We start from the raw sequence: 24,371 nt of genomic DNA on the forward strand, positions 1-24,371 counted from the left end.
GTCTGGCCTGTTTCGGCCGTTCCGGCCCTATCGCCTTCGAGGAATCGCATTTGGATACGCTGCTTCATTTCGTCAACCTTGTCCTGCATATCGACGCTTTCCTCGGCGATTTCATCCGGCAGTACGGCGCGTGGGTCTATCTCGTGCTGTTCCTGATCGTGTTCTGCGAGACGGGGCTCGTCGTGTTCCCGTTCCTGCCCGGCGATTCGCTGCTGTTCATCGGCGGCGCGTTCGCGGCGACGGGTGAAATGAACGTCGGCGTGCTGATCGTGCTGCTGCTCGTCGCGGCGATCTCCGGCAACACCGTGAACTACCTGATCGGCCGCTGGGTCGGCCCGAAGGTGTTCAATACGCATATCCCGGTGCTCGAGCGCTTCCTCGATCGCGCGGCGCTGCAGAAGACCCACTCGTTCTACGACAAGCACGGCGGCAAGACGATCGTGCTCGCACGCTTCATCCCGGTCGTGCGGACGTTCGCGCCGTTCGTCGCGGGTGCGTCGTCGATGAGCGTCGGGCGCTTTCAGCTCTTCAACGTGATCGGTGCGCTGGTGTGGGTGCTGCTGCTCGTGCTGCTCGGGTATTTCTTCGGCAATATTCCGTTCATCCGCCAGTATCTGAACGTGATCGTGCTGGTCGGGATCGGTGCGGCGATCGTGCCGGTCGCGCTCGGCGCGGTGTGGAAGCTGGTGCGCGGGAAGCAGTCGGATAACGCGCAGAAGACGGGCGGGCGTTGAGCCGGGGGCTTTGTCTTCAGTCAATAAAAAAGCGTGGCGGGTGCCACGCTTTTTTTTCGTCCGGTGCTGCCGTTACGCGTTGCGATGCGAGATCGGGGTTTCGGGCGTCGGGTATTGCGCGTCGCGGAACGTCTCGAGGATCACGCGGTTGGTGTCACAGTACACCTGCCAGTAATTTTCCGGTGCCGTCGACGGGCGCACGAACAGCAGCGGGCCTTCCGGCGTGAACTGCAGCACGCCGACGTCCGGCGCCGGGCTGGTCAGCACGTTCGGGATCTGCTGGAGCGACGTCTTCAGGCGGTTGATCGCGTCGACCGCATCGACGCCGTTCGCGATCTTCGCGGTCAGGTCGACGCGACGATACGACGTTGCGCTGTAGTTGGCGATGTTGTCCGAGAAGATCTTGTTGTTGCCGACGATCGTCACGATGTTGTCGGGCGTGACGATCGTCGTGCCGAACAGGCCGAGTTCCTTGACCGTGCCCGTGACGCCGCCCGCGTTGATCACGTCGCCGATCTTGAACGGGCGCAGCACCTGCATGAATACGCCGGCGGCGAAATGCGCGAGCAAGCCGCCCCAGGCCGTGCCGATCGCGAGGCCGAGGCCGGCGAGCAGGGCGGCGAACGAGGTGGTCTGCACGCCGAAGATCTGCAGGATCGCGAGGATCAGCAGGATCGTCAGCAGCACGCCGACGACGGAGGTCAGGTAGTCGGTGAGCGTCGGGTCGACCTTGCCGCTGCGGCGGACGACCTTGCCGAGCAGGCGCGTGGCGATGCGGATCGCCCAGCGGCCGACGAACCACAAGACGATCGCGGCGAGAAGGTTGAGGCCGAAGTCGAGGCCGCGGGTCATCAGGAATTGCTGGGCTGTGGCGAGATCGATCATGCGTTCTCCGAGGGAGGGGGAAAGGGGCGCGGCCGGCGAGCCACGGTTAGTCCGCTTTTTTATAGCTGACCGAAGCGGAAGGAGCAACTGTCCTGTAGTCAGGTATTCGCAACGCGACATTCCCGAGATCGTACTTTGTCAGACCGGGCGCGCGGCGCTACAGTGCGATGCTCACTTCGAGGTGCCGTCATACACGGTCGCCTGCTCCTGCGGAAATGAGTCCGTGCATTGCGTGCAGTATCACCACGACCGAGTGTTCACGCGAGACATACGAAATAACCGAGGGCTTTTGCCTCTTTGCGAAACGATTGCTGGGTTCTGGGGAGGGTTTTGCCAGCCGTCGCTCGTCTCGCCGAGACTGTGAAGATGTCATCGGCCGCGCCGGTGAAGGAATCTCGTGGATCCGATACGGCATCGATGTATCGCGATTGCGAAGCGACGGCTGGACGGTCTTCGCCCTACATGCGCTGCAAACGCTGTCGGCAGCGCCAGTGGAAATGAGCCAGTGCATTGCGGGTCCAGCGAATCGCCTTGAGTAACGGGCGTATGCGGTTGCCTCGAACCTGTTCCAGCGGGCGGCCCGCTGCCCTGGCGATCTGTCCGCAAATGGCCTCTGGAGTCGTGAAGCGGCGCAGGCGCCAATCCCAATACAGCGGATAGCGCAACAGCGCGCCGGCCGTCAGCATGTCAAGAGACAAGGTGCGCTCGCGCCACGGCACCGGCGCGAGCGCGTCATGCGTGAGTCCCCAGCCGGCGTAGAACGGCAGACCGTAAGTAAATACCGCCTTGCCACGCAAGAGTGCGTCGAAGCCGGACAGGGACGACAACGTATGGACTTCGTCGGCGCGTTCGATCAGCGAAATCAGATCGGCATCGGCGTCGACAATGTCGGCGAATCGTGCTGCATCGATGAGGCCGTTCCGATTGCCCGACAGGACATCGGGATGCGGCTTGTATACGATGAAGGCGTCGGGCCGAAGCCGCCGAACTTCCTGCAGCAGCATCTCGGCCGTGTTGATTGCCCGGGTACCGAGGCGGATGGACGCGTCGTCGGCCACTTGACCCGGCACGAGGACGACTTGCTTGTTGCTCGGAACCGGCCATGCCGGTGCACGGCGGCCAAGGTTGTACTTCGTGAGGCCGAGTTCCGCGATGAGGGAGCGCAACGCGGCTGCGCGTGTTAGTTCGGCCGCATCAAACGTCGTCTTGTTCAGTATTGCGGTTAGATCGTTCGGACGACTTGCATCGAAATACAGGCCTTGATGATCGATTACCTGACTGCACGGCGCAATCATGTCGGACCCGAGACCGATCGAATGGAGAAAGCCGTCCTCGATCCTGACGACTCGAACACCGGATGGAACCTCTGTTGCGTCACGCCCTCCCCATACGACGGCCTGTTCGTCCGATCGCAGTAGTCGGGGCTGATCGGTCCAGCGCAATGTGCCGCCGCCTGCTGTTACATACGGGGTGGCAAATGGCCGCTTCCACCATTGGAAACGTACGGCGGCAACGCATTTGAGCCACGCATAGCGCGAGGCCACGGATCGTTGCAGTTCCACGCTTTCGAGTACTGACGCCAGCGTCCCGGGTTGATGCGTTGCGGGATCCAGATACCGGACGTGGCGAAGGAACACTGACTCAAAAAATGCGGCAAGTGTCGGGCGGGCCGTTCGTTCCGGAAATTCGAGCGCATCGTGCGTGAGGCCCCATCCAGCGTAGTACGGCTTGCCGAACACATGCGTAGGTACATCGGCCAACAGCCCGCCGACGCCTTCCGACGCGCCGACGACATACAGACGACTGGCTGCACTTAGTATCTGTCTAAGTGAATACGGCTCGTGAAGCCGGCGAATGTCGCCGGGCAGCTCCATATCGGACGAAAGCCAGGCGCCGCTACCGGGGTCGCTGGAGCGCGCGAGCCAGAACTCGGCGTCGGGATGGGCCGACCTCGCATTTTGCAGCATGGTGCGAAATTCGCGACGTCGAGCACGTACAGACGAGCCGGGATTGGTTGCGGAATACGATCGTTCGTCGACGAGGACGATACGTGAACGAGGTGGGCGAGATTCGAAGATCTGTTGCGCGACCGTCATTCGATTCGCCGGGTGCAATGCATCGGTTTCGAGTACGCGTTGCATCAGCGACAGGATGTCGGGCGTATGGCAATCGGATTTCGCGGTGAGCATGTCGTTCATGCTCTCGATCAGCGACCGCATTGCATCGTGCGCCGTGAGTGGAACGGCAAACCATGAGAGTTGTGGAATGCCCCAGTCTCGACAGGATGCAATCGGGCCCGGCCATGCCGCCATGGTTTCCGGCCAGAATGTGTGAGTCAGACGTTGCACCGGCCGCCCGGCCCCTTTGCGGTCGACCCACAGATAGGGTGACTTGCCGAGCAACCAGCTCAGCGTGCGTTGTCCTGGAATGATTTCATGCAGCTTCAAGGTCCAGGGGTGTTCGGATTCTCGAGGTGAATCGCTCATCGTGGCGCGGACATTCAACCCAGTTCTTCCAGAAAGCGGGCGACCCGGGCGAAATGTTCGGTCCAGGTGGGCGCGCGAAACTGCGAGATTCGAACCAGCTGGTTATCACGATCGGGGCTTGACGCCTGTGAATAGGCGCGAATTCGGGCCATCCAGCCTGGGCCATCGAGCGGGTCCAGGTAGTCGGGAACGTCACCCGCCACCTCCCGGAATACACCGAGGTCGCTGGCGATGACGGGAACCTGCATCGTCAGCGCTTCGACGAGCGGCATACCGTAACCTTCCACGAACGAGGGAAACAAAAGGGCGCGCGCGTGTTGCAGCCACACCTGCAAATCGCGATCGGAGCAATTGGGTTGTTCCACCACAGCGCCCTTCAGGTTCTCGCACCGCTCGAGCATGTCGACGACGTTCTCGCATTCCCAGCCGCGCCGACCGATGACGACGAGCTTTGGCGCATTGTTGCCGGACTCCTCGACGATTCGACGCCACACGTGCAACATGAACCAATGATTCTTGCGCGGTTCTATGGTGCCAAGCATGACGAAATAAGGCGTATCGATCGGGGCGCGAGAATCCGTCACCGGTCGATCGATTCCGGGAGCCAGCCGGGCGACAACGGTGGGCGGTAGCGTCATGCCGGCGCGATGCGCCTCCTCGGTAAGGGAATCCAGTGTGAAGCCGGAATTGGCTATGACACCAGACGCATGCTCGAGTACGGTATGGATGCGTCGTCGATGCGTTTCACGGACCCCTTCTCGACAGTATTCGGCATGAGTCAGGGGAATCAGGTCATGCACCATGAAGACGGTGCGGACACCGAGTCTGCGCATTGCCTGCGGGTATCGCGCGAACTCCATTCCCGAGTGACTGGTGTGCAACAGGATGCTTCCCGGAAGCGGTGTTTTTCTCCACGCAGTCAGGAGCGCCTTGGCAGCGAGCATCCGCATCGCGGCGGCTCTACTGAAATCTTGCTCCAGTAAGGTCTGGAACACGACGGCAGAATCGCTTTCCGACAACACGGCGTGAAAACCCTGTTCGCTCAGTACGGCACGCGCTCGTGGCGCGTAGCGGCGAATGTATTCGAGGCCGACGCGGTCCACTCCGGTAGGGAGCATGCGTTTGCAGAGGCGGGTCTGCAAACGCGTCACGTCTAATAATATTCTTTGCACAGGTCAGCCCGATGATCGGGAATATTCGCTTGGAGCCCGTGTCGGGGCGGCCTCATATTCTAACCGTTGCATGTGATAATCGAAGCCGCGGATTCGCCGGTGCTGTGAAATTTTGAATGTGCGGACGTCGTGGAACAGGATGCATTCTCGTCGGCTGTTATCTTTGGGCGAGGGGCGAGGGGCGAGGGGCGAGGGGCGAGGGGCTGCCTCCACGACCGTCTTCGGATGGGAGCAACGATTCTTGCAAAGGCTTCGTTGCTGCACCAAGCGACGGGGCAAGGCCGATTGGACGACATCGAAGCACGGCCCGAGCGTACAGCGGTGCCGCGTCAGGGCGGTGGAATATACATCCGGCGATTGGCCGCGATGCTGATCTTTGAATTTGAGCTGGGGAGAACGAGTGAATATCGTTGAGACGAATATTCCGGACTTGAAGATTATCGAACCAAGAGTTTTCGGTGACGAGCGTGGTTTTTTCTTTGAGAGCTTCAATCAAAATAAATTTGTCGAGGCAATTGGTCGCGATGCGGCATTCGTGCAAGACAACCATTCCAAATCGGCGAAGAATGTGTTGCGCGGCCTTCACTACCAGATACAACATACTCAGGCAAAGCTCGTTCGTGTGGTTTCCGGTGAGGTATTCGACGTCGCAGTCGATTTGCGGCGTTCATCGCCTACGTTCGGTCAATGGGTGGGGGTGACGCTCTCTGCCGAAAATAATCGGCAGCTTTGGATTCCGGAGGGGTTTGCCCACGGATTCGTGGTGACCTCCAGCTCGGCGGAATTCTTGTACAAAACGACGGACTACTGGTATCCCGAGTACGAAAAGACGATTCTTTGGAATGATCCGCAACTGAATATCGACTGGCCGCTGGGCGACACTCCCGTCGTTTCCACCAAGGATCAGCAAGGCGTTCCGTTCGCAACGGCCGATCTGTTCTGAAGGCCGGTCATGCCCCGGTCTTCCGGGGCAAAGGAGTGGCGACGAACGATTGTGTGCTGCGCCACTCCGCTTTTTTTGCGCGGCGTGCAGTTATTGAGCGGCTTCCAGAACCAGAACGCCGGTAAGATCGAGCCTGTTTTCAAGGCGTGATTCGCGAGATGCGTCATGGAATCCGTCGAACGTGAAAATCTGCCCGGACGGAGGCGTCAACCTGGTTTGTAGCGCAATGGTTCCCGTTCCGGGTATTGCGGTCAGCCGACTGGGATTGTTCTCCATCAGAAGCGGGATGCTCGAGTAGATGAATTTTCCGTCGGGAATGTCTTGATATCGGGTCGAGAGTGAGACACGTTGCGCATCGTGCTCCAGTTCGGCGTACCAATGAGCGTTGGTCGATGCGAGTGACACTGCGATCGGAATACCGGAAACGGGGATGGCGAGCCGTTCATCGGTCATCAGAGTCAGACAATCCGCTTTTACATGCCGATTCTCGATACGGCCGAGCTTGCTTTCAGTACCGGTTTGCGCCGCAATTTCTTTCGCGGAAGCAAAGCGGGGCTTCAGGCGCGCTTGCGTGCCGGGGAGAGAAATGGGGCGAGCCAGTTCACCGAGCCTCGGGCCCCGTTGCCATAGTGCATTGACGCGCTCGGCCAACAACGTGCCGATCATTGCGACCGTACAGCCGCGGTGGTAGTGCGCCTCGTCCGAGTAGACGAACGACGGAATCGGCCAGCCGAACGTATCGAAGAACCACGAGCGAGTGTCGACGAACGAAATCCCGCGATCCCGGTACCATGCAATTTCGGCATCGTAGATCTGGTTGTGAATGTCAGTCCTGTAGAACGGCTGGGCGGACAGGATGAGCGGCACGATGGTCGCGTTCGGGAAACGCTCCGCAGCGGCGTTGAAGAAAATCTCCAGGAACAGACGTTTCAGTTCCGCTCCGTCGGGGCGGTGATTGAGGTGCCCCGTATCGTTCAGCGAATATTCGAGGACGACGACATCGGGTACCTCGGTAATTTCCTGAAGGCGGCCGATGGAAGTGAGCGACGTGGTGCCGCCTACAGAAATGTTGTCGAGCGTTACCTCGTTGCCCGAAATGGCAGAAAGGTGGCTGGCGAACCTGCCGATGTATCCGTTGGCGATGACTGAATTGGATCCGCCAATGATGGCTACGCGCATATTGCCTCGAAGAGTGAGCCGGTCGTTATCAGCGATCGAGGCCTCGGCCGCACGATCGCCATTGTGTGCAATCTGCCGGATTCCACTCATGCTGCAACGATCGGCACCCGGCGACAATGTTGGTATCTTAGCCGGATCGGCTTCCGTGCAATCGAAAGAAAAACGCGACGTATACCCCGGGTGGCACAATTGTGGTGCATGGCCACCGGGGTTGCAGCGGATCCCGGCTAGCGGATTTGCTCTTTCAGAATATTTTTAAGGTACTGGCCGTAGCCGTTCTTGCTGAGCGGTGCAGCAAGGCGGAGCAATTGCTCGGAATCGATGTAGCCCAAGCGATAGGCAATTTCTTCGATGCAGGCCACTTTCAATCCTTGGCGATGCTCCATCGTGGCGATGAAGTGGCTGGCCTCGAGCATCGAATCGTGGGTGCCGGTATCGAGCCACGCGTAGCCGCGTCCCATCGTCTTGACGTCAAGCAGGCCTTCGCGCAGGTAGGTTGCATTGACATCGGTAATCTCGAGTTCGCCGCGATCCGACGGTTTGATCGATTTGGCAATGTCGACGACCATACTGTCGTAGAAATAGAGACCGGTAACCGCGTAGTGCGATTTCGGTTGAGCGGGTTTTTCCTCGATGCTGATCGCACGGCCGTCCTGATCGAATTCGACTACCCCATATCGTTCAGGGTCGTTGACGCGATAGGCAAACACGCTGGCGCCTGTTTCCTTGCGCGCGGCCTCGTGCAGGAGCGACACAAATTCATGGCCGTGGAAAATATTGTCGCCGAGCACGAGTGCGGAGCGATCTCCCGCGAGGAACGATTCGGCAAGGATGAACGCTTGAGCCAGTCCGTCGGGGCTCGGTTGAACCGTGTATTGAAGGTTGAGGCCCCACTGATGACCATCACCGAGCAACTGTTCGAAGCGCGGCGTATCCTGAGGCGTCGAGATGATCAGAATGTCGCGGATGCCTGCCAACATCAACGTGCTGAGCGGGTAGTAGATCATCGGCTTGTCGTAGATCGGCAGCAATTGCTTGCTCACCGCCTGCGTTGCAGGGTACAGACGGGTTCCCGAACCACCCGCGAGGATAATGCCCTTTCGTTTCATGATGTTGGTCTTCTCTCGATTTCAATGTTGTAGTTGGGCGAATACATGATCGATGCCGTACTGCCAGGGTTGCATGTGCAGATCGAATGTATTGGCGAGCTTGCTGCAATTCAGCTGTGAATTCGCGGGGCGTGTCGCGGCTGTCGGATATGCACTGGTGGGGACGGCCTGAATGGCGTCTTGCTTCAGTTTCAATGCGATGCCGGATTCTTCGGCGAGGTGAACGACACGACGCGCGTAGTCATGCCACGTCGTTTCGCCTGCGGCGGCCAGGTGATACGTGCCCCAGTCGCTGAACGACGGGGAAAGCACGCGGGCGAGCACGTGGGCGGTCACGTCGGCGATGAAGGCGGCCGTGGTCGGCGCACCGACTTGATCGGCGACGACGTTGAGCTGCTCACGCTCTTGTGCCAGCCTCAGAATCGTCTTGAGAAAATTCTTCCCGTGTGCGCCGACAACCCAGCTTGTACGCAAAATCAAATGACGGCTGCATGCTGCGCGAACTGCAGCTTCACCTGCCAGCTTGCTCTGCCCGTAGACCGACAAAGGATGCGTGGGGTCGTCTTCGAGATACGGTTCGGCTTTCGTGCCGTCGAATACGTAATCCGTCGAGTAGTGAATGAACGGGACGTTCCTGCTTGCCGCCCATGAGGCCATGACGCCGGGAGCATCGGCGTTGATCGCATGTGCCAACGCGGCCTGGCTTTCCGCGAGGTCCACTGCCGTATAGGCGGCCGGATTGACAATGACATCCGGTTGCAATACGGTGAGCCGCTCCGCAAGCGTGCCGATGTCGGAAAGATCCAGGTCTTTGCGTTTCGGCACAAGCAGTTCGCCGAGCGGTGCCAATGCACGTTCGAGTTCGAAGCCGATCTGGCCGCTGGAGCCCGTGATCAGGATGCGCTGCATGCATCGGCTCCATATTGCAGGTCGATCCAGTCGCGATAGCTGCCGGACGTGACGTTCTGTACCCACTCCTGGTTGTCGAGGTACCAGCGCACCGTTTTCCGGATGCCGCCTTCGAACGTCTCTTCGGGTTTCCAGTTCAGCTCCCGCTCCAGCTTGCGAGCATCGATTGCGTATCGGCGATCATGCCCGGGGCGATCCTGAACGAAACTGATCTGGTTTGCGTACGACTGCTTGTCGCTGCGAGGCTGAAGCTCGTCAAGAATCGAGCAGATCGTTCGAACGACTTCGAGATTCGTGCATTCGTTCCAGCCGCCCACGTTATAGGTTTCGCCGACGCTCCCTTGTTGCAGAACACGTCGAATGGCCGAGCAATGATCCTTCACGTAGAGCCAGTCCCGGACTTGCTGGCCGTCGCCGTAGATCGGCAGGGGCTTGCCTGCCAGCGCGTTCAGAATGACGAGCGGAATGAGCTTTTCCGGGAAATGGTAAGGCCCGTAGTTGTTGGAACAGTTGGTGGTCAGTACCGGCATGCCGTAAGTGTGGTGCCACGCGCGGACGAGATGATCCGACGCAGCTTTGCTTGCGGAATAGGGGCTGTTGGGCTCGTAGCGCTTGGTTTCCGCGAAGGCCGGATCGTTGGGGCCGAGCGTGCCGTAGACTTCGTCGGTCGACACGTGAAGAAAGCGGAAAGCCTCACGCTCCTCGTCCGGAAGCTCGCTCCAGTAGCCTCGCACGGATTCGAGCAGGTTGAAGGTGCCGACCACGTTGGTTTGAATGAAATCGCCAGGGCCGGAAATGGACCGGTCAACATGGGATTCAGCGGCGAAATTGATGACCGCGCGCGGGCGATGCTGTTTCAGAAGATCGGCGACCAGCTCTCGGTCACCGATGTCGCCGCGGACGAACGTGTGTCGAGGGTTGTCGGCAAGTGACGCAAGCGTGTCGAGATTGCCTGCATAGGTCAGTTTGTCCAGGTTGATGACGGGCTCGTCGGAGCTGGCAATCCAGTCCAGAACGAAGTTTGCGCCAATGAAACCCGCACCGCCGGTGATTAGCAACATAATGGTATCGACAATAAATATGAGTAAATTGGGCAGTGTGCTTCGACGAAATTGGGTATTCGATACCCATATGCGCTTTCGTAAATCGGAAAGGCGTCGGGGCGCATACTCGATTTCCGCTCTGCCGCGGCGAAGCACATTGAAGGATTTGCCGCACGAATCGAATCGTGCGGCGGGATATTTACGTGTGGATTACCGGAAAGTCGTAACTGTTGTCATGACGGGGTAAGCCACGGAGAAGATCACATTGAGGAATTTTTGCAGTTCCGCAATTGGCGCATTTGATACGTAGACCACATCCTTGTTGTCCATCATGAAGCTTTGCGCAACGAAGAAACTGTTGGGATCCTTCAAGTTGATTCGATAAACGACCGGAACCAGGCCGTTCGGTGCCGTTTTGACTGGTTGAAGCGGCCATTGGAGCGCATTTGCCTTCTCGAACCGGAAGATGAAGACGCCCTGTGCGTCGGAGCGCGAGTCGTTCAGGCCGCCCATGCGACCGAGCGCCTGGGCCAGCGTAATGCCCTGCGCTTCGAAGTTGATTTCCTCGTTTTTGCCGGTCGCACCGAGCGCCGTGAAGCTATTCGGCTGATACAGCGCCGTAACGACGTCGCCGGGCTGAAGTGGAACGTTCTGGCGCGGATCCCGGATGATCGTTTCCAGCGGCAGCGACTGCACGGTTTTGCCGCGTGTAACCTGCAGCGTCATTTTTTCGATCGGCTGCCGCACGCCGCCCGCGCTGGCGAGTGCGTCGAGGATGCGCTCGCCGCTAGGCGTCAGCGGCATGCGTTTGCTGGAATTGACGTCGCCGACGATCGTGACGTAGGAGGTCGTGTTCTGCACCAGCCTGACCAGCGTCTGGGGCTGATTGGCCTTGCCCTTCAGTCTCTCGGTGATCGCCACTCCGAGTTCCTCGGGCGTGCGTCCGGCGGCCTTGACCGGCCCGACGAACGGGATACGCACATTGCCGTAGCTGTCGATCGTCTGATCCGGCAGCACCGTTACGCGCGCATTGGAGGTGGTGTTGGGCCGCCCGTCCGTCGAAGACGTGCCAAACAGCAAAGCAGGCGGGGCCTCCCAAATCGACACCTCGATGACGTCGCCGGCGCCCAATTGCTGTGAGGTCGTCGCGCGTTCGCCGAGCGTTTTCGAGAAGTCGCCGGCCATTTGCAGGGAGAGCAGGCGCCGGGCTACGTCGTCGTTGACGTCGACCACCTGAATGCCGATCGAGCTCGGATTGGCGGGTGCCTGCGTGACGGCCGACGCGCTCGGTCCGGACGTCGGGATTGTCGAGCAGGCCGTGAGGGCCATTCCGCACAGTAGCGGCAGAGTATAGGTCAGGGAGTGTATGCGACGCATGTTACGAGTGTCTTAAATTTTGGGCTGATCGTTTGAGATCGCTGCTTCTGGGTAGACCAGCAGCGGTCACGGAAAAAGGGCGGCGATGTATTTCGGTTTCGAGGGTTGTATCCAGTCGACCTGCGTCGGACGAGGCGCGAGGACCGGGTACATGCCGGACGGCCCGGGCCGGCTGCAAAGCGCCCGCGTTCGGCGGGGGGGCGGCCGGTTTTGCGTCGCATGCGAATTGCGACATCTAGCAGGATGAGCCATTCAATATGCCCGGTTTGGTTCGAAAAACATCAGTGCTTGCCGGAAATTCAACAGGCACCATTTTAAACAATACCGTACTCGAAAATGCGCATTGATCCGGTGCGGTCGGAGCGACTGGATCTATCGCGCGATTCCGGCCGTCCCGGCTGATACCGCACCGAGAAAGCGTTCCCACTGAGGCAGGATGTTCTTTGGCTGATACCGGGTTGCCATTTCGTGTCCCAATGCTTTCAATTCGGAACGTCGCATTTCAGCGCCATCGTCATAGGCAACGCGACCAATCGCATCCGCCAGGCTGCGTGTGCAGTGTGGATCAAAGTACTCGGTTGCGTCGCCGTAGACTTCACGGTGGACCGCGATGTCGGATGACACCACGATCCCGCCGCTGGCCATGGATTCCAGGCCGGAATAGTCAAAGCCCTCCGCGAGGCTCGGGCAGACGGTCGCGACGGCGTGCCGATACAACGTACACAAATCTGCAGCGGGAACCCCGGACAGGACGAACAAGGCTCCGGTATCGATCCACGCGCGCATTTCCTGGGTCAGCACCTCGCTACCCCAGCCAGCGCTTCCGACGAAAACGAGCTTGATCGATGGATCGCGATCCGTCATGAGCGTCGACCATGCTGCCAATAGCCGAGCGTGATTCTTGCGGGGCTCGATCGTGGAAACCATCAGTAGATACTTGAACGGTTGCCGATCCAGCGCGTTGGCGTAAAAGCGCTCCCTCGACTCGGTCGTGGAAAAGGTAGGATTCAGCGGGCCGACCGGGGTGATGTGAAGCCTTACGATCTGCTTGACCCGATCGGCAGGCGCGGTGGTTTCGCGGAAATCGGTCGAGATCATGTTGTGAATCGTGACTGAGCGATCGCGCAGCTCGGGAAGCAACGCGATCAGGCCCTGTCGTGTCGTTTCGGATACACACGCAAAATACGCACCGGATTTTGCATTGCTGATCAACGCATGCATGTGCGTGGCTTGATGGCGGACCTTGTTGGCGATCGTGTCGGGCATCATGATCGGAAAGGCGTCGTGATAGCGCACGACGAACGCAACATCACCGGGGATTCTGCCGGGGTACGGAGTCTGTGCAATGAAGACGCCGGCTCGATCCAGCGCGAGGCGCGGATAGATTGCTTCACGCCCGAATTTCAAGGTTAGAAGTCCTGCACTCTGCAACACGTTCCAGGGAACCGTGCAGACGCGTAGATCGCGCGCAGTGACGATCTTGAAATCGTCTGCCGGCAGGGTCTTCTCGAACAGGCGGCGCCAGACGAATTCCTCGAAGCCGTGAGGCGTGAAGCGAGTGAGTCGCACGTGAGCACGCGCGGGACGCAACAGCGCGGACAGCGCCAGCGCGTATGCGGTTCGGCGAGAGCGGACATAGGTGCGAACCGTCGCCCAAATGCCTTTGGCGCGCGGTTTGTCCATCGATACGACAACCCGAGTGCGTTCACGCACGGCGGCAAGCGTCATGTCCGGTTCGCGAGCCGAGTCGTCATCAGCGCCAGGCGCAAGAAACGCGAGTGAGGCCTGAAGCAGGCCTTCGACCTCGATCGACGGGCACTCGCACAAGCCTCGAAACAGCAATCTCGTTTCCTGCGGAATGCCGGCATGGCCATCGAGGGCGGGCCGCATTTCCAGAAGGACGCTAAAAGTTCGGTTGTTTGTCATGACGGGATCAGGTTTCTTCTCTGTTCGAGTAGCCAACCGGATCGGCAGACGGTCGATCTTCGAATATCGCACGCGGATGTTCCGATGCGGAGCGGGCCATCCTGGTAGCGCCCAGACCTGCTCTCGGCGGCCATGCGATCTGGCACTGGGCTCGATCCAGCGTCAGATTCCGGCTATAGGCCGGATCATCCGCCATGAAGTCTGCCCAATGTTGCCGCATGTACGCAACCTCGCCGTCGGAGCGCCGTTTTTTTTCCGGCGTATCGTCTTCACCGCGGGTTGCCGATTCGTGATGATAGAGTTCAGCGAACGGTGTCCAGATGATTCGATATCCTGCGCTCTTGATGCGTAAGCAAAAGTCGATGTCGTTGAAAGCAACAGGCAGGGACGCTTCGTTGAGGCCGCCGATTTCGACATAAAGCGATTTTCTGACGACGAGGCAGGCAGCCGTGACGGCAGAAAGGGATTGAACGACTGCAGCTCGGGCCTGATAGCCCGGATCGTGCCTTCGCAGCCCCCGGTGGAGATGATCCGCGGCGCCGCTGAGACCGAGAATGACACCGGCGTGCTGCACGGTGTCGTCCGAATACAGGAGTTTTGCGCCGACTGCGCCGACTTCGGGGCGCGTTGCCTGCCCCAGCATTTCTTCCAGCCAGTCCGGGCTGATGACCTCGATGTCGTTGTTGACGAGAGCAATATAGTCACCGCGCGCCCGCGCGCAAGCGCGGTTGTTGAGCGCGGAATAGTTGAACGGCCGGTCGTCGCGAACTATCTCGATGCGTTCATGCGTTGACAGCATGGCGAGGTAATCCAGCGTCTCGCGCTCGTCGGAGCCGTTGTCGACCACTATGATCTCGTAGTTCGAGTAGGTCGTTCGGTGCAGGATCGATTCGATGCATTGGCGCAGGAGCGAGAGCCCGTTCCTGGTGGGAATAATGATGCTTACCATCGGGCCCGGCTCGGGTAGCCGGTAACGGACCCTGTAGCCGTGAGTCGTCATGCTCGCATCCGCTGCGATTCCGGTCCGCTGCAGATGGTGCGCGAGTGCCAGGTATCCAGCGTGCTTGTCAGCATCGGTGGCCGTATCGAACTGATCCTGGGCGCCGGCGCGAACGTGGTAGAGGATTCTCGGAATATGCACGATGCCATTCGGTCGTGCTGTTCCGATGCACCGCAGCGCCAGATCGTAATTCGAAGCGAAACCCGGGCGCGGATCCCAGCCGCCCACGGCTTCGAACAGGCGAGAATGGGAGGCGCTCAAATGGGAGATCGTGCCGCGAGCCAGGAACAGATCTTCGTTCCAGTCGCATTTGAAGTGCGGTTCCTTGCGTGATCCGTCTTCATCAATGCGATCCTCGTCGGAATAGATCAGCTCCGCGTACGGCACTGCATCGACGGTCTCGCAAATGGCAAACAGCGCGTGCTGGGGCAGCAGATCGTGCTGGCCAAGAATTGCGATCCACGATCCGGATCGAATCAGGGCGTGGGTCAGCTCGTCTCGGCGAGTCGCGTGATTGGCGATCGGCAGAATTTTCACGCGGCTGTCGCTCAGTGCGTGATGTTCCAGCAAGCGCAGAATCTCTGGATCAACCATGTCGGGAGCGACGATATGAAGCTCCCAGTATGGGTAGATCTGCGCCTTCACATGCTGAATGGTTGCGTTCAGCCAGGCGGCATTCGGCCTGGACAGCGCCATCGCCAGTGCGACGGTGGGGCGATCACGGAATGAACCGATGTGACGGCTCATCCGGGTAAGTGCATCGCTGTTCGGCGTGTCGAAACACTCGACCCAGTCCGAATAATCGACGAGTGCATCCGGGTTTTCGAAGAGCTGGCAGTAGTCGCGCCACATATCTCGCTCAGGCCCGGCGCTCGCTTGCCGAGTCGATGACGCGCCGGATGTTTCGAGTTTGTACATCGGATGCAGCGCGCTCAGCTTTCGATGCATGCGCGAGCGTGCGAATCGGCCTGTCACGCGAGCCAACCTGAATTGCGTGACCTCGTCACTCGGGTGCGCAGATTCCATCTGCAAACTGACGCTTCCGGGCGAAGACAGGCGAATGAGCCGTTTGCTGACGTGTCTCGTGCTCGTCGTTACCGAGAACGATTCGATTTCGCCACTTTCCAGGACGGCGACGACACGAACCGTGACGCTGGGGGCGGCGGCACTGGCCCGGAGCTCCAGCATGTACCACCCCGCCTTCACGCGAGCACGTACCGCATAGGATTTGCACGGCCGCGAGTTCTTCGGCTGATCGGTGTCGTCCGGAAGACGCCGCAAGTGCGACATGTTCCAGCTCAAGCGAAAGAACTCCAGATCGATCATAAATGGCAAAGTGATGCGCTACGTCATGACGGAAGGCAGATTGCCGAATCGATGACAGGCTCGTATTTCGGGTCCTGCATGCACATGACGGGGACGATGTGTCCCCGTCATGATGCGACAGACGCGGAGCGATCTCGCGAAGGGAGCGGAAGATCGAATCGCGTCCTGTAATGCCGGTTGCGTCGATGAAACGTCGGTTACGCCAGTTTCTGCAGCGCGTCGCAGACGTGATCGACTTCGGCGTCGCTCAGGTATTCACCCATCGGCAAGCTCAGAACGGATTGACTGAGGCGGTGCGCGACGGGCGTTGCCTGGCTGTAGTGCTGCATGTCCGCGTAGCAGGTTTGCTCGGTAGGAATCGTCGGGTAATGGATGCCGACGCCTACCCCGGCCTCCGTCAGTTGGCGCTGAACGGTGTCGCGATCCCGGCACACGATGACGTAGTTGTGCCAAACCGATTGCAGCCCGAAGTCGAGCAACCGGAAGACCGGAGCGGACTCGTCGACGTTGCCGATGGCCTGATCGTAGCGAGCGGCGATAGCGCGTCGCTTTTCGATGATGCGATCCAGATCCTTGATCTTCAGGGACAGGAAAGCGGCCTGGATCGGATCGAGGCGGCTGTTGAAGCCGATGGAATCGTGACGATACTTGACCGAGCTGCCGTAGTTGCCAAGCTCGCGCACGCGCTGTGCGAGTGCGCTGGAGTTGGTTACCACGCATCCGGCATCCCCGACTGCACCGAGGTTCTTGGAAGGGTAGAAGCTGAAGGTCGCAATGTCACCGAACGTTCCTACCTTGCGGTCGAAACGGATATCGCCGTGAGCCTGTGCTGCATCCTCGATGACGTACAGGCCGTGTCGCTTGGCGATCTCGTTGATGCGCTCCATGTCGGCGGTCGCACCATACAGATGGACGACGATGATCGCCTTGGTACGCGGCGTAATCGCAGCTTCGATCAGGTCCGGATCGAGGTTGGCCGTTCGAGGCTCGACATCGACAGGGACATTGATCGCGCCGACGTGCGTCACGGCAAGCCATGTCGCAACGAACGTCTGCGCCGGAACGATGACTTCGTCACCCGACGCGATGCCGAGTGCCTTCAGTGCCAGCGTGATGGCGTCGAGCCCGTTGCCGACTCCGACGCAATGCTCGGTGCCGCAATATTCAGCGAATTCCCGTTCGAATTGGCTGACGAGTCCACCGCCGATGAACGTGCCGTCGTCGAAAAGCTTCGATGCGGCGCCGAGAAAATCCGCCTTGTAAGGCGCATTCAGGCGACCCAGATCCAAAAAAGGTACATTCACAGCACGTTCTCCCGCGGCGATTTTACAGTTTTGAGATATTGATGAAAGTCGTCATAGTTCCTCAGATAGTCCGACTCGCTATATTGCTCACTTGCGAGCACGGCACATACGGCGCCGGACGTGAAACTGTCGACGACGCGCCAGATGTGAGGGCAGACGTAGAATGGCTTGTTCGGTTGATTGATCAAGACCGTCCGCTTGTTCGTGCCGTCGTCGAGGTGCAGCTCGTAACAGCCGGCGAACGCGAAAAACACTTGATGCAGATTCTTGTGCGCGTGCCCCGCGCGTTCGACGCCGAACGGCACGTCGTACAGAAAGTAGAATCGCTTGACGTCGAACGGCAGCGCGCCTCCATTTTCAATGAACGACAGGTTCCCGCGGCGATCCGAGAACTGCGGAAGGTCGATGAATCGACACATGTCAACTGAGTAGGTCATGTTTGATGGCGTCGGCGACGTGTTGAAAATTGCCGTAGATGACCGGCGGTGCATTTTCAAGATCTCGAAAATGCGTCTCAAAAAAAGAATTGCTGCGTTGCCCGGTAGAAAGCAGGTAAAAAGGCAGCGCTGCCGCTACGGATGCCGACCAGTCACTCTCGGTGTCGCCGACGTAGCAGCAGGCGCCGTGATGTACGAGGCGCTGTGCTTTTGAATTGCCGACCCCGCCCAGCGGCGAGACCGTTTCCCAGATCGGAAAGAACTTCAGTAGATCCAGCGACACGAGTTGACGTTCGAGCAGCGCGGCGTTGCGGCGCGCGGACAGCAGCATCAGATCAGCCGATGTTGCCAGACCGCGTAGCGCGTCGGCAACGTCCGGCAGCAGTCTGTCGTGCTCGCTGGCCTGTTCGCTCTCGACGATGTCGATCCAGGTCGCCGCGATCTTGCTCGCCGGCACTTCATCCACACCCGTCACCGTCAGTGCCTTGAGCGTGGAAGATCCGTTGCGTTTCAGGTTCCAGAACGTGTCGAAGGCGTCGTAAGCGACGTGATGCAGCTTCGACGCTTCGTCGAGCGCATACAACTGCTTCTCTTTGCACGAAACGAGCGTGCCGTCGAAATCGAGGGCTACTAGCGGGCGATGTGGCTTCATGACGAGAAGGTCACAATTTCTTCGTAATGGCGGCAGACGATCGCTTCACCGCCCTGTGCCAGCCGGCGCAGGCATGCGCTTTTGAATTCGGACGCTTCCTGGAGATCCAGGAGCGCGGCGAAATGCCACTGAAGCAGCGGAAATCCTGCTGCGACGGAAAGCGCCGTACCACCACCGCAACGGGGATTGATGTCGATGATCTTCAGGTCACCGCTTTCGATGTCGCCGATTACCTGGAAACAAAACAGGCCCTGGAGTTCGAACACATCCGCAATGCGGCGCGCGAGCGCGTCGGTGTTCGGGTGCACGAAGACGCGCGCCTTCGTGCATACGCCAGCCTTGGTTTCGAGACGTTCGCGTGCGACGGAAATCAGGTCGGAGCCGACACGAAGAACATCGATCGTGTATTCGTCGCCGGTGCACGGCTGTTGATACACGATGGAATCGGTCAAGTCCGCCTGACGATCCAGCTCGTCGAAGTTCGTCACCCGGCGGACGCCGACGCTTCCTACGCCTGATCGCGGCTTGCGAATCAATGCATGGTAGTGCTCGATATCGCTCGACTGCAGCTTCGATCCCGGAATCGTATCGGGAACGGGGAGGCCCGCCTCGCGACAGATTTCGAAATTCAGCAGCTTGTCGTTTGAATTTCGCACGCTGTCGGCCGACAGGGCGGGCAGCCGCACGCGCGCCGGAAATCGGGCTCGATGTGCGGTGACGGCAAGAATTTCAGCATCGTGGATCGGATAGATCGCATCAACGCCTTCCTTTTCGCAGATTGCCACCAACGCCGAGACGAAGGCATCGGTATCGCTCGCGAGCGGTACCTGATAGTGCGTGGTGTTCCAGCGAGCGGGGGCCGCAATCATGTGGCGCTCGTTGCTGTCCGTCGTCACGACCCTGACGCCGGGAATTTGCGACAGGCTCTTGATGACATTGACTGCCGTGGCGGTACCCGCGGCAGTGACAAGGACGCACTTCTGAATATTGGTAGGCATATCGACTTTTGCGTTCACAACGCTTCACCCAATCATCGGACGTGCTTGATAGAACGACCGATGCTTCTCTTCCATGAACTTGAACAATTTGTCCATCAGGCCATGATCCAGGTGCTGATCGGCTGCAATGCCGAATCCGCACGGATGATCGCCGGTCTTTTCCGTGTCGAATACCACGACTCGATGTTCGTGAGTCGCGGACAGGAATGAATCATAGGACTTCAATTGTTCAACCTGAGTTTCCGAGCACGCATACAGGTAGGGCAAATCGACGGACGAGAAGTCGATATGCGCGCCGTCCTGGAAGCAGCCCTCTTCGATCAGTGCCGTGACGAGAGGCGACATTGAGTCATGAGCCGGGACGAGATACGGGACGCCGCTGTTGTCTTGCAGCAGATGGGCCGAACTGACCTTTCTCAATGCAAGTGCCTTGCGTAGCAGGCCGAGCGCCCGTACGGTCTTGATCCGCATTGCGTTGACTTCTTGCAAACGCTCCGTTTCCCACATGCTGATACGCTCGAGGACCGCAGCGTGCAGTAGTGCGATGCCGGAACAGTAAGCCGTGACCGTTGTCAGGCTGTGGTCGAGCGCGCGAACGAACTCGATACGCCGGTCCGAATCGTTGTTCAGGCCTGCATAGAAGTGCTCGAAACGACCGCTCATCAGTACCCGCATCAGCGTCATGAGCAATTCGTACTCGCTCTGCAGCCGCATCTGCGAGCCCGAGCTCAGATTGTTGTTGTGCAATCGATACGAGCAAGTGATCTGCTTGGTGAACACAAAACGGCCGTGCAACAGCAAATTGAGCCATAGCTCGTAATCCTGCAGCCGCTCGTTCGACGCGCCCCAGTACGAGATGTCGAAGAAATCGCGGCGGAACATGGACGCGGGTGCGCAGAGGAAATTCCCTGCCGTCAGTTTTGCGAGCAGCGTCTCATAGCCATCTTCGTCGATGCGGCCGTGATTGAACACGGTGGCGACCATCGGCTTGCTTTGCGCATCGATATAGGTGACGCCGGCGAAGGCGGCGCTCGCGTCCGGATTGTTGTCCAGCGCGGCGCAAAGCTCCGACAGGTGATCAGGCGACCAGACGTCATCCTGGCCGATTTGCGCAATATAGCGTCCACGTGCGAGCCGCGATGCGTCAACGAGTGCGGCGCATACCCCCAGATTGACCGGCTTGCGCAAACGCCGAACGGAGAGGGTGTGGCTGCTCATCCAGGACGTCAATAGATCCCAGCTTCCATCGGTCGATCCGTCGTCGACAACGATCAGTTCGAAATCGGTCAGGTTCTGCGATGCAATGGACTCCAGCATTTCCTGCAGGTAGGCCTGTCCGTTATAGACCGGCAAGAGGATGCTGACTGTCGGATTGGAACTTTTCTTGTTCATTTGTAGCGTGCTTCCATCAAACGACCAGCAGATGTGATGCCGAGCGGCTCTTGTTCATTTTCGGTGCTCGCTTGGAGCTCAGGACGCCGATGTTCTGCGCCGTCAGCTTGGCGAAATCAGCTGGACTGAGTCTGTCGTCGATCGTTTCCAGCACCGGAACGTTGTTCAGGTGTCGCGAGACGCTGTCGTAGATCCGACTGTCGCGAGGAAGCTTTTGTCTCGGCACGACGAGACATTTTCCGGTGATGAAGTCGTCCAGGTAAGCCAGAGGGACGTTGGACAACGCATCAAGTAGCGGATGGTCTCCCCGACCCATCTGATGTTCCGAAATGACGGTCATGCGGTGCGTATAGACGTCGAAGCGCGAGCAAATCAGCTTTGCCAGTTGCTTCCGGTCTTGCGCGGACGCAGTGGGATACCGGTATCGAACGAGATAGCGTGCTTCGTCGTCGAGCTCGATGTTCACCAGCGGATCCAGGTCGCGGTAGAGGCTCTTGGCGATCTCTATCCGTTCACCGTCAGCAAGCGGCTTCTGGCCCAGACTCTTGGCAGTACTGTCATCATGAACCCGCCAGCCATAGCTGGGATAGGGCATGTATTTGCTTGAAATCTGTTGCGATCCGAAATGCCGGATGTAACCGAGCGCCAACCAGATGTCGAAGCAACTGCGATACTTTTTGACGGCATCCGGTTCCTTCTCGATCAGTGCCTTGCAAATCGACGTGCGGAACAGCGTGATGTGATGCATGTAGAAGTAATGCATCGAACTCAGCGGATCGAATGTCGGCTTGGCAAAATGGACATTGACCTCCTGCCCGAATCGGACTTCGTCGGTATAGATGAGGTCGTGACGCTCCCCGACCGCGTTCAGGTGCGCGACGATCGGCGCAAGGTCCACCTCGTCGTCATGGTCGAGAATGGCGACGTACGGCGTGGTGGCGGCGTTGATGCCGCTGGTGTAGGACGCAAAGATCCCCTTGTTGACGTCGTGCCTGACATACCTGATGTTCGGAAAGCACGATTGCATCCTGTCGATGAACGACTCGACGTGAGGGACGGCCGGGGAGTCGTTGACGACGACCCATTCGATCGAATCACGTACGGCCCAGAGTGACGTCGCCAACCGTTCCAGGTAATAGACCGACGTCTTGTAGATCGGCGTGATCACGGAAAAGAGCGGGGTATCTGCATGTGCCGTCGCACGCACGACGGGCAGGTGATGTTCGCCAAGGGCGTGAGGCAGCCTGGTCAGCGACGCATGCAGGCTCGAGACTTGCTCGTTGGTCGACGCCGCGACGCGCGCGAGCGCATGCAGCGAATTCTCCAGATCATTTAGCTTCCGGTCCTGATCTTTGCGATGACGCGTCCACGGCGCCGTGAAGCTGAAAATTCGCTTGAGCCTGGTCGCACGGATGGCGCGGTCCAGTCCGCTCATGTCGACCGAGCGTGCGCGGGCTTCCTTTGAGTTTCTCAGCTGCCCGAGAATATGAAGCTTTCCGATGCCGTTGCGGATACGGCGCAGATAATATGCTTGGCCCTCCTGATCGGCTTCCCTGCCCAATACTGTTCGATATGCAGCAAGGACGAATGCTTCGTCATCCAGACCGAGCAACTCGTCCAATGTAGCCGGAGGAACGTTGTGCGAATAAGGGGGGGAACTGACAGTCATTGGTAAACCTACCTCAATTTTTCTTGCGATGTATTTTGCTTCGGTGGTGTGACAGGGAATCTTGGCGCTCTCCCGCCGCCTGTCATTCAGTCAATTCATCGTGCCTTGCTATCTCGCAGGGCTGATCCAGCGTCCAATTCGTCGTAAGGGCGAAGTGAATTTCCATGAGGCACTCGCCTTGAGCCGCTCCAGCTCGTCGCGGGTTGCTTGCAGGTCCTGTTCGAGCATGTGTACCCGAGCGTCGGTTGCGCTCGACAGCGCCTTGTATTCCGTTGCTTCGGCCTGATGCTGCCGATCGCGAGTCTGCAGTTCGCGTCGCGCCTCTTCAACATCCGTCTGAAGCGCTTTCACGTCATCGCGAAACTGCGCTTCGCGCGCGACGCGCCTGTCATCGGCGCCACGCAGCGCTGCTTGCGACTCGTCCAACTGGTCGGTGAGCGTCTGGGTCTTCAGCAGGACCGCAGCCAGGGCGGCTTCCGATTTTTCCTGAAGACAGGTCAATTGCAGGCGATGTCCGTCGCGTTGTTCCTTGAGCGCTTCTTGCCACTGAATTTCTCGACGTGCGTCAGCCTCGACGGAGATGTGCTTCTCGACGACCAGGCTACTGAGATTTTGCTGTGCGGTTTCGATCGCTGCGATCAGTGATTCTCGCTCACGGGAAGATTCCGCTTCAAGCGTCCGTACCAACTGATTGTGGGTGGTTTCGCGAACCAGCGCTTCCTGGTTCCATGCCAATTCGCTTGCGACATGCTCGGCAGTGGCGCGGTTCATGGCGGCTTCGCTCAATTGGAGCGCCTGCGACAATTCGCCGATTCGGAGCGTTGCAGTATGCGCATCCGCACTCGACTGCCGTTCCAGCTCCGGAATTTTGTCCTCGAGTATACGGCACAGATCCCGTTGGCGAACGAGTTCCCCGCCATGCTGCATCGCAGTCTGGTAATAGAGGTCGACCTGGGTCGAAAGCGCGTCAATCAACCGGAGGGTGGGTTGCATGCCCATGAGGGCATTGCTCCACTCGACGCATCGCTGCCGCAGTTCGGGATCGTCGAGATCGTGCTCCTGGAGTGCGCATGCCCTGAGTGACATGTATGCATCCCGAACCATGGTCGGACACATGGGTTCGTGATCGAAGTCCGCGCTCGAGAAAACCGTGTGCCGTAGCGAAAGGTCCAGAAACTCGGTTTCGTAAGCTGCCAAACGTCGGGGGTCGATCGTCAGGCCGAAGCGAGTTGCGCACAAATCAATATAGGGCTGAGGAGTTTCCAGAAAGGTGTCGTAATCTACGATGCATCTGGATGTGCCGTCGGTCTGAATGAGTCCTGGCAAGACGTGCTGAAGCCACAGGAGGTAACTTTTCCCGGGGATGAATCCGTTGCGCTCCTTGAGTGAACGAGCGACGCTGACCGGATTGCGCAGGGTGATCAAATAATGCGTCTCGACTTGGCAATGCGCGAAGACCTGCTGCCAGAAGGGAAGTAATTTGGATACCCGCGGATCCTTGAATCCGAATACATCCGCATCGTGGATTTTTTTTTGCAGCAGATCGACTGCTTGTCCGAAAAAGCCCTTGTGACGCAATGTTTCAAAATCGATTTCGTCGAGCGACGTCAGATGATGCCAATCATTTCCCAAGGCATCGAGCATGGCGATGTTGAGCGCATTGAGGTCACCGTCTTCGAAGAACCCTTTTGCGTTGTTTCCTTCAATACCGGGAAGTAATGCGTCACCTAGCTGCACGCCCAGTACGGGGAGCATATTGGTGATCGCACTTGAGCCGCTGCGATGCATCGCAAGAACGACGATCAGTTTCTGACGGTAAGTTGCCACTCA

19 protein-coding genes are annotated in these 24,371 nt (G+C 58.9%); 2 read left to right on the forward strand and 17 right to left on the reverse strand.

Going from position 1 to position 24,371, the window contains the following annotated elements; genetic code table 11:
* Positions 1 to 50: 50 nt before the first annotated feature.
* A complete protein-coding gene (locus HAV18_RS14245) occupies positions 51 to 734 on the forward strand; it encodes a DedA family protein (protein ID WP_166956892.1) in 684 nt (227 codons plus the stop codon).
* 72 nt (positions 735 to 806) lie between these two features.
* Here HAV18_RS14245 and HAV18_RS14250 read toward each other — a convergent pair whose 3' ends face one another.
* The 3 genes from HAV18_RS14250 to HAV18_RS14260 all read right to left on the reverse strand — a co-directional run bounded on the left by HAV18_RS14250 (position 807) and on the right by HAV18_RS14260 (position 5,223).
* Complete coding sequence (locus HAV18_RS14250; RefSeq protein ID WP_166956894.1) at positions 807 to 1,619, reverse strand: mechanosensitive ion channel family protein; 813 nt, start codon at positions 1,617 to 1,619, stop codon at positions 807 to 809.
* A 458-nt stretch (positions 1,620 to 2,077) separates the two neighbouring features.
* Positions 2,078 to 4,105: a capsular biosynthesis protein gene (locus HAV18_RS14255; protein ID WP_166956896.1), complete on the reverse strand. Its 2,028-nt coding sequence runs from the start codon at positions 4,103 to 4,105 to the stop codon at positions 2,078 to 2,080.
* Between the two features lie 14 nt (positions 4,106 to 4,119).
* Positions 4,120 to 5,223: a glycosyltransferase family 1 protein gene (locus HAV18_RS14260; protein WP_208101976.1), complete on the reverse strand. Its 1,104-nt coding sequence runs from the start codon at positions 5,221 to 5,223 to the stop codon at positions 4,120 to 4,122.
* A 454-nt stretch (positions 5,224 to 5,677) separates the two neighbouring features.
* Here HAV18_RS14260 and rfbC point away from each other — a divergent pair, with 454 nt between their 5' ends.
* Positions 5,678 to 6,220, forward strand: coding sequence for a dTDP-4-dehydrorhamnose 3,5-epimerase (rfbC, locus tag HAV18_RS14265; RefSeq protein ID WP_166956900.1), 543 nt, complete (start codon positions 5,678 to 5,680; stop codon positions 6,218 to 6,220).
* Between the two features lie 90 nt (positions 6,221 to 6,310).
* On the opposite strand, the gene HAV18_RS14270 is transcribed toward rfbC, so the two are convergent.
* The 14 genes from HAV18_RS14270 to HAV18_RS14335 form a co-directional block, all read right to left on the reverse strand.
* A complete protein-coding gene (locus tag HAV18_RS14270) occupies positions 6,311 to 7,489 on the reverse strand; it encodes an SGNH/GDSL hydrolase family protein (protein ID WP_166956903.1) in 1,179 nt (392 codons plus the stop codon).
* 137 nt (positions 7,490 to 7,626) lie between these two features.
* The gene (gene rfbA, locus HAV18_RS14275) at positions 7,627 to 8,508 is read right to left on the reverse strand and encodes a glucose-1-phosphate thymidylyltransferase RfbA (protein WP_166956905.1); all 882 of its coding nucleotides are present in this window, start codon (positions 8,506 to 8,508) and stop codon (positions 7,627 to 7,629) included.
* A gap of 21 nt (positions 8,509 to 8,529) precedes the next feature.
* Positions 8,530 to 9,417, reverse strand: coding sequence for a dTDP-4-dehydrorhamnose reductase (gene rfbD, locus HAV18_RS14280; RefSeq protein ID WP_166956907.1), 888 nt, complete (start codon positions 9,415 to 9,417; stop codon positions 8,530 to 8,532).
* Positions 9,402 to 10,478: a dTDP-glucose 4,6-dehydratase gene (rfbB, locus tag HAV18_RS14285; RefSeq protein WP_166956909.1), complete on the reverse strand. Its 1,077-nt coding sequence runs from the start codon at positions 10,476 to 10,478 to the stop codon at positions 9,402 to 9,404. Before rfbB ends, rfbD begins: the two co-directional genes overlap by 16 nt.
* Positions 10,479 to 10,670: 192 nt before the next feature.
* Positions 10,671 to 11,837: a polysaccharide biosynthesis/export family protein gene (locus tag HAV18_RS14290; RefSeq protein ID WP_166956911.1), complete on the reverse strand. Its 1,167-nt coding sequence runs from the start codon at positions 11,835 to 11,837 to the stop codon at positions 10,671 to 10,673.
* Between the two features lie 372 nt (positions 11,838 to 12,209).
* The gene (locus HAV18_RS40270; RefSeq protein WP_166956913.1) at positions 12,210 to 13,835 is read right to left on the reverse strand and encodes a glycosyltransferase family 1 protein; all 1,626 of its coding nucleotides are present in this window, start codon (positions 13,833 to 13,835) and stop codon (positions 12,210 to 12,212) included.
* The gene (locus tag HAV18_RS14300; RefSeq protein ID WP_166956915.1) at positions 13,771 to 16,065 is read right to left on the reverse strand and encodes a glycosyltransferase family 2 protein; all 2,295 of its coding nucleotides are present in this window, start codon (positions 16,063 to 16,065) and stop codon (positions 13,771 to 13,773) included. The genes HAV18_RS40270 and HAV18_RS14300 overlap by 65 nt, the downstream gene beginning before the upstream one ends.
* Before the next feature lie 221 nt (positions 16,066 to 16,286).
* Positions 16,287 to 17,393, reverse strand: a complete 1,107-nt coding sequence (locus tag HAV18_RS14305) for a DegT/DnrJ/EryC1/StrS family aminotransferase (protein WP_166956917.1) — start codon at positions 17,391 to 17,393, stop codon at positions 16,287 to 16,289.
* The gene (locus HAV18_RS14310) at positions 17,390 to 17,830 is read right to left on the reverse strand and encodes an FdtA/QdtA family cupin domain-containing protein (RefSeq protein ID WP_059590831.1); all 441 of its coding nucleotides are present in this window, start codon (positions 17,828 to 17,830) and stop codon (positions 17,390 to 17,392) included. Before HAV18_RS14310 ends, HAV18_RS14305 begins: the two co-directional genes overlap by 4 nt.
* Entirely contained in the window at positions 17,814 to 18,482 is a 669-nt protein-coding gene (locus HAV18_RS14315) for an HAD family hydrolase (RefSeq protein ID WP_166956919.1), read from the reverse strand. Before HAV18_RS14315 ends, HAV18_RS14310 begins: the two co-directional genes overlap by 17 nt.
* Positions 18,479 to 19,498 (reverse strand): ATP-grasp domain-containing protein, encoded by a 1,020-nt coding sequence (locus tag HAV18_RS14320; protein ID WP_166956921.1) that lies wholly within the window; start codon positions 19,496 to 19,498, stop codon positions 18,479 to 18,481. The genes HAV18_RS14315 and HAV18_RS14320 overlap by 4 nt, the downstream gene beginning before the upstream one ends.
* A 6-nt stretch (positions 19,499 to 19,504) precedes the next feature.
* Positions 19,505 to 20,872 (reverse strand): glycosyltransferase, encoded by a 1,368-nt coding sequence (locus HAV18_RS14325; RefSeq protein ID WP_166956923.1) that lies wholly within the window; start codon positions 20,870 to 20,872, stop codon positions 19,505 to 19,507.
* A gap of 16 nt (positions 20,873 to 20,888) precedes the next feature.
* Positions 20,889 to 22,541: a glycosyltransferase gene (locus HAV18_RS14330; protein ID WP_166956925.1), complete on the reverse strand. Its 1,653-nt coding sequence runs from the start codon at positions 22,539 to 22,541 to the stop codon at positions 20,889 to 20,891.
* Between the two features lie 108 nt (positions 22,542 to 22,649).
* Positions 22,650 to 24,368: a hypothetical protein gene (locus tag HAV18_RS14335; RefSeq protein ID WP_166956927.1), complete on the reverse strand. Its 1,719-nt coding sequence runs from the start codon at positions 24,366 to 24,368 to the stop codon at positions 22,650 to 22,652.
* Positions 24,369 to 24,371 lie beyond the last annotated feature (3 nt).

This window comes from Burkholderia sp. D-99 (assembly GCF_011605345.1).
GTDB lineage: Bacteria > Pseudomonadota > Gammaproteobacteria > Burkholderiales > Burkholderiaceae > Burkholderia.

Excerpts from the sequence above, each read along its gene's own strand:
- HAV18_RS14250 (WP_166956894.1), bottom strand. The coding sequence starts at position 1,619 with ATGATCGATCTCGCCACAGCCCAGCAATTCCTGATGACCCGCGGCCTC.
- HAV18_RS14255 (WP_166956896.1), bottom strand. The coding sequence starts at position 4,105 with ATGAGCGATTCACCTCGAGAATCCGAACACCCCTGGACCTTGAAGCTG.
- HAV18_RS14260 (WP_208101976.1), bottom strand. The coding sequence starts at position 5,223 with ATGCTCCCTACCGGAGTGGACCGCGTCGGCCTCGAATACATTCGCCGC.
- HAV18_RS14270 (WP_166956903.1), bottom strand. The coding sequence starts at position 7,489 with ATGAGTGGAATCCGGCAGATTGCACACAATGGCGATCGTGCGGCCGAG.
- rfbA (WP_166956905.1), bottom strand. The coding sequence starts at position 8,508 with ATGAAACGAAAGGGCATTATCCTCGCGGGTGGTTCGGGAACCCGTCTG.
- rfbD (WP_166956907.1), bottom strand. The coding sequence starts at position 9,417 with ATGCAGCGCATCCTGATCACGGGCTCCAGCGGCCAGATCGGCTTCGAA.
- rfbB (WP_166956909.1), bottom strand. The coding sequence starts at position 10,478 with ATGTTGCTAATCACCGGCGGTGCGGGTTTCATTGGCGCAAACTTCGTT.
- HAV18_RS14290 (WP_166956911.1), bottom strand. The coding sequence starts at position 11,837 with ATGCGTCGCATACACTCCCTGACCTATACTCTGCCGCTACTGTGCGGA.
- HAV18_RS14310 (WP_059590831.1), bottom strand. The coding sequence starts at position 17,830 with ATGACCTACTCAGTTGACATGTGTCGATTCATCGACCTTCCGCAGTTC.
- HAV18_RS14315 (WP_166956919.1), bottom strand. The coding sequence starts at position 18,482 with ATGAAGCCACATCGCCCGCTAGTAGCCCTCGATTTCGACGGCACGCTC.
- HAV18_RS14325 (WP_166956923.1), bottom strand. The coding sequence starts at position 20,872 with ATGAACAAGAAAAGTTCCAATCCGACAGTCAGCATCCTCTTGCCGGTC.
- HAV18_RS14330 (WP_166956925.1), bottom strand. The coding sequence starts at position 22,541 with ATGACTGTCAGTTCCCCCCCTTATTCGCACAACGTTCCTCCGGCTACA.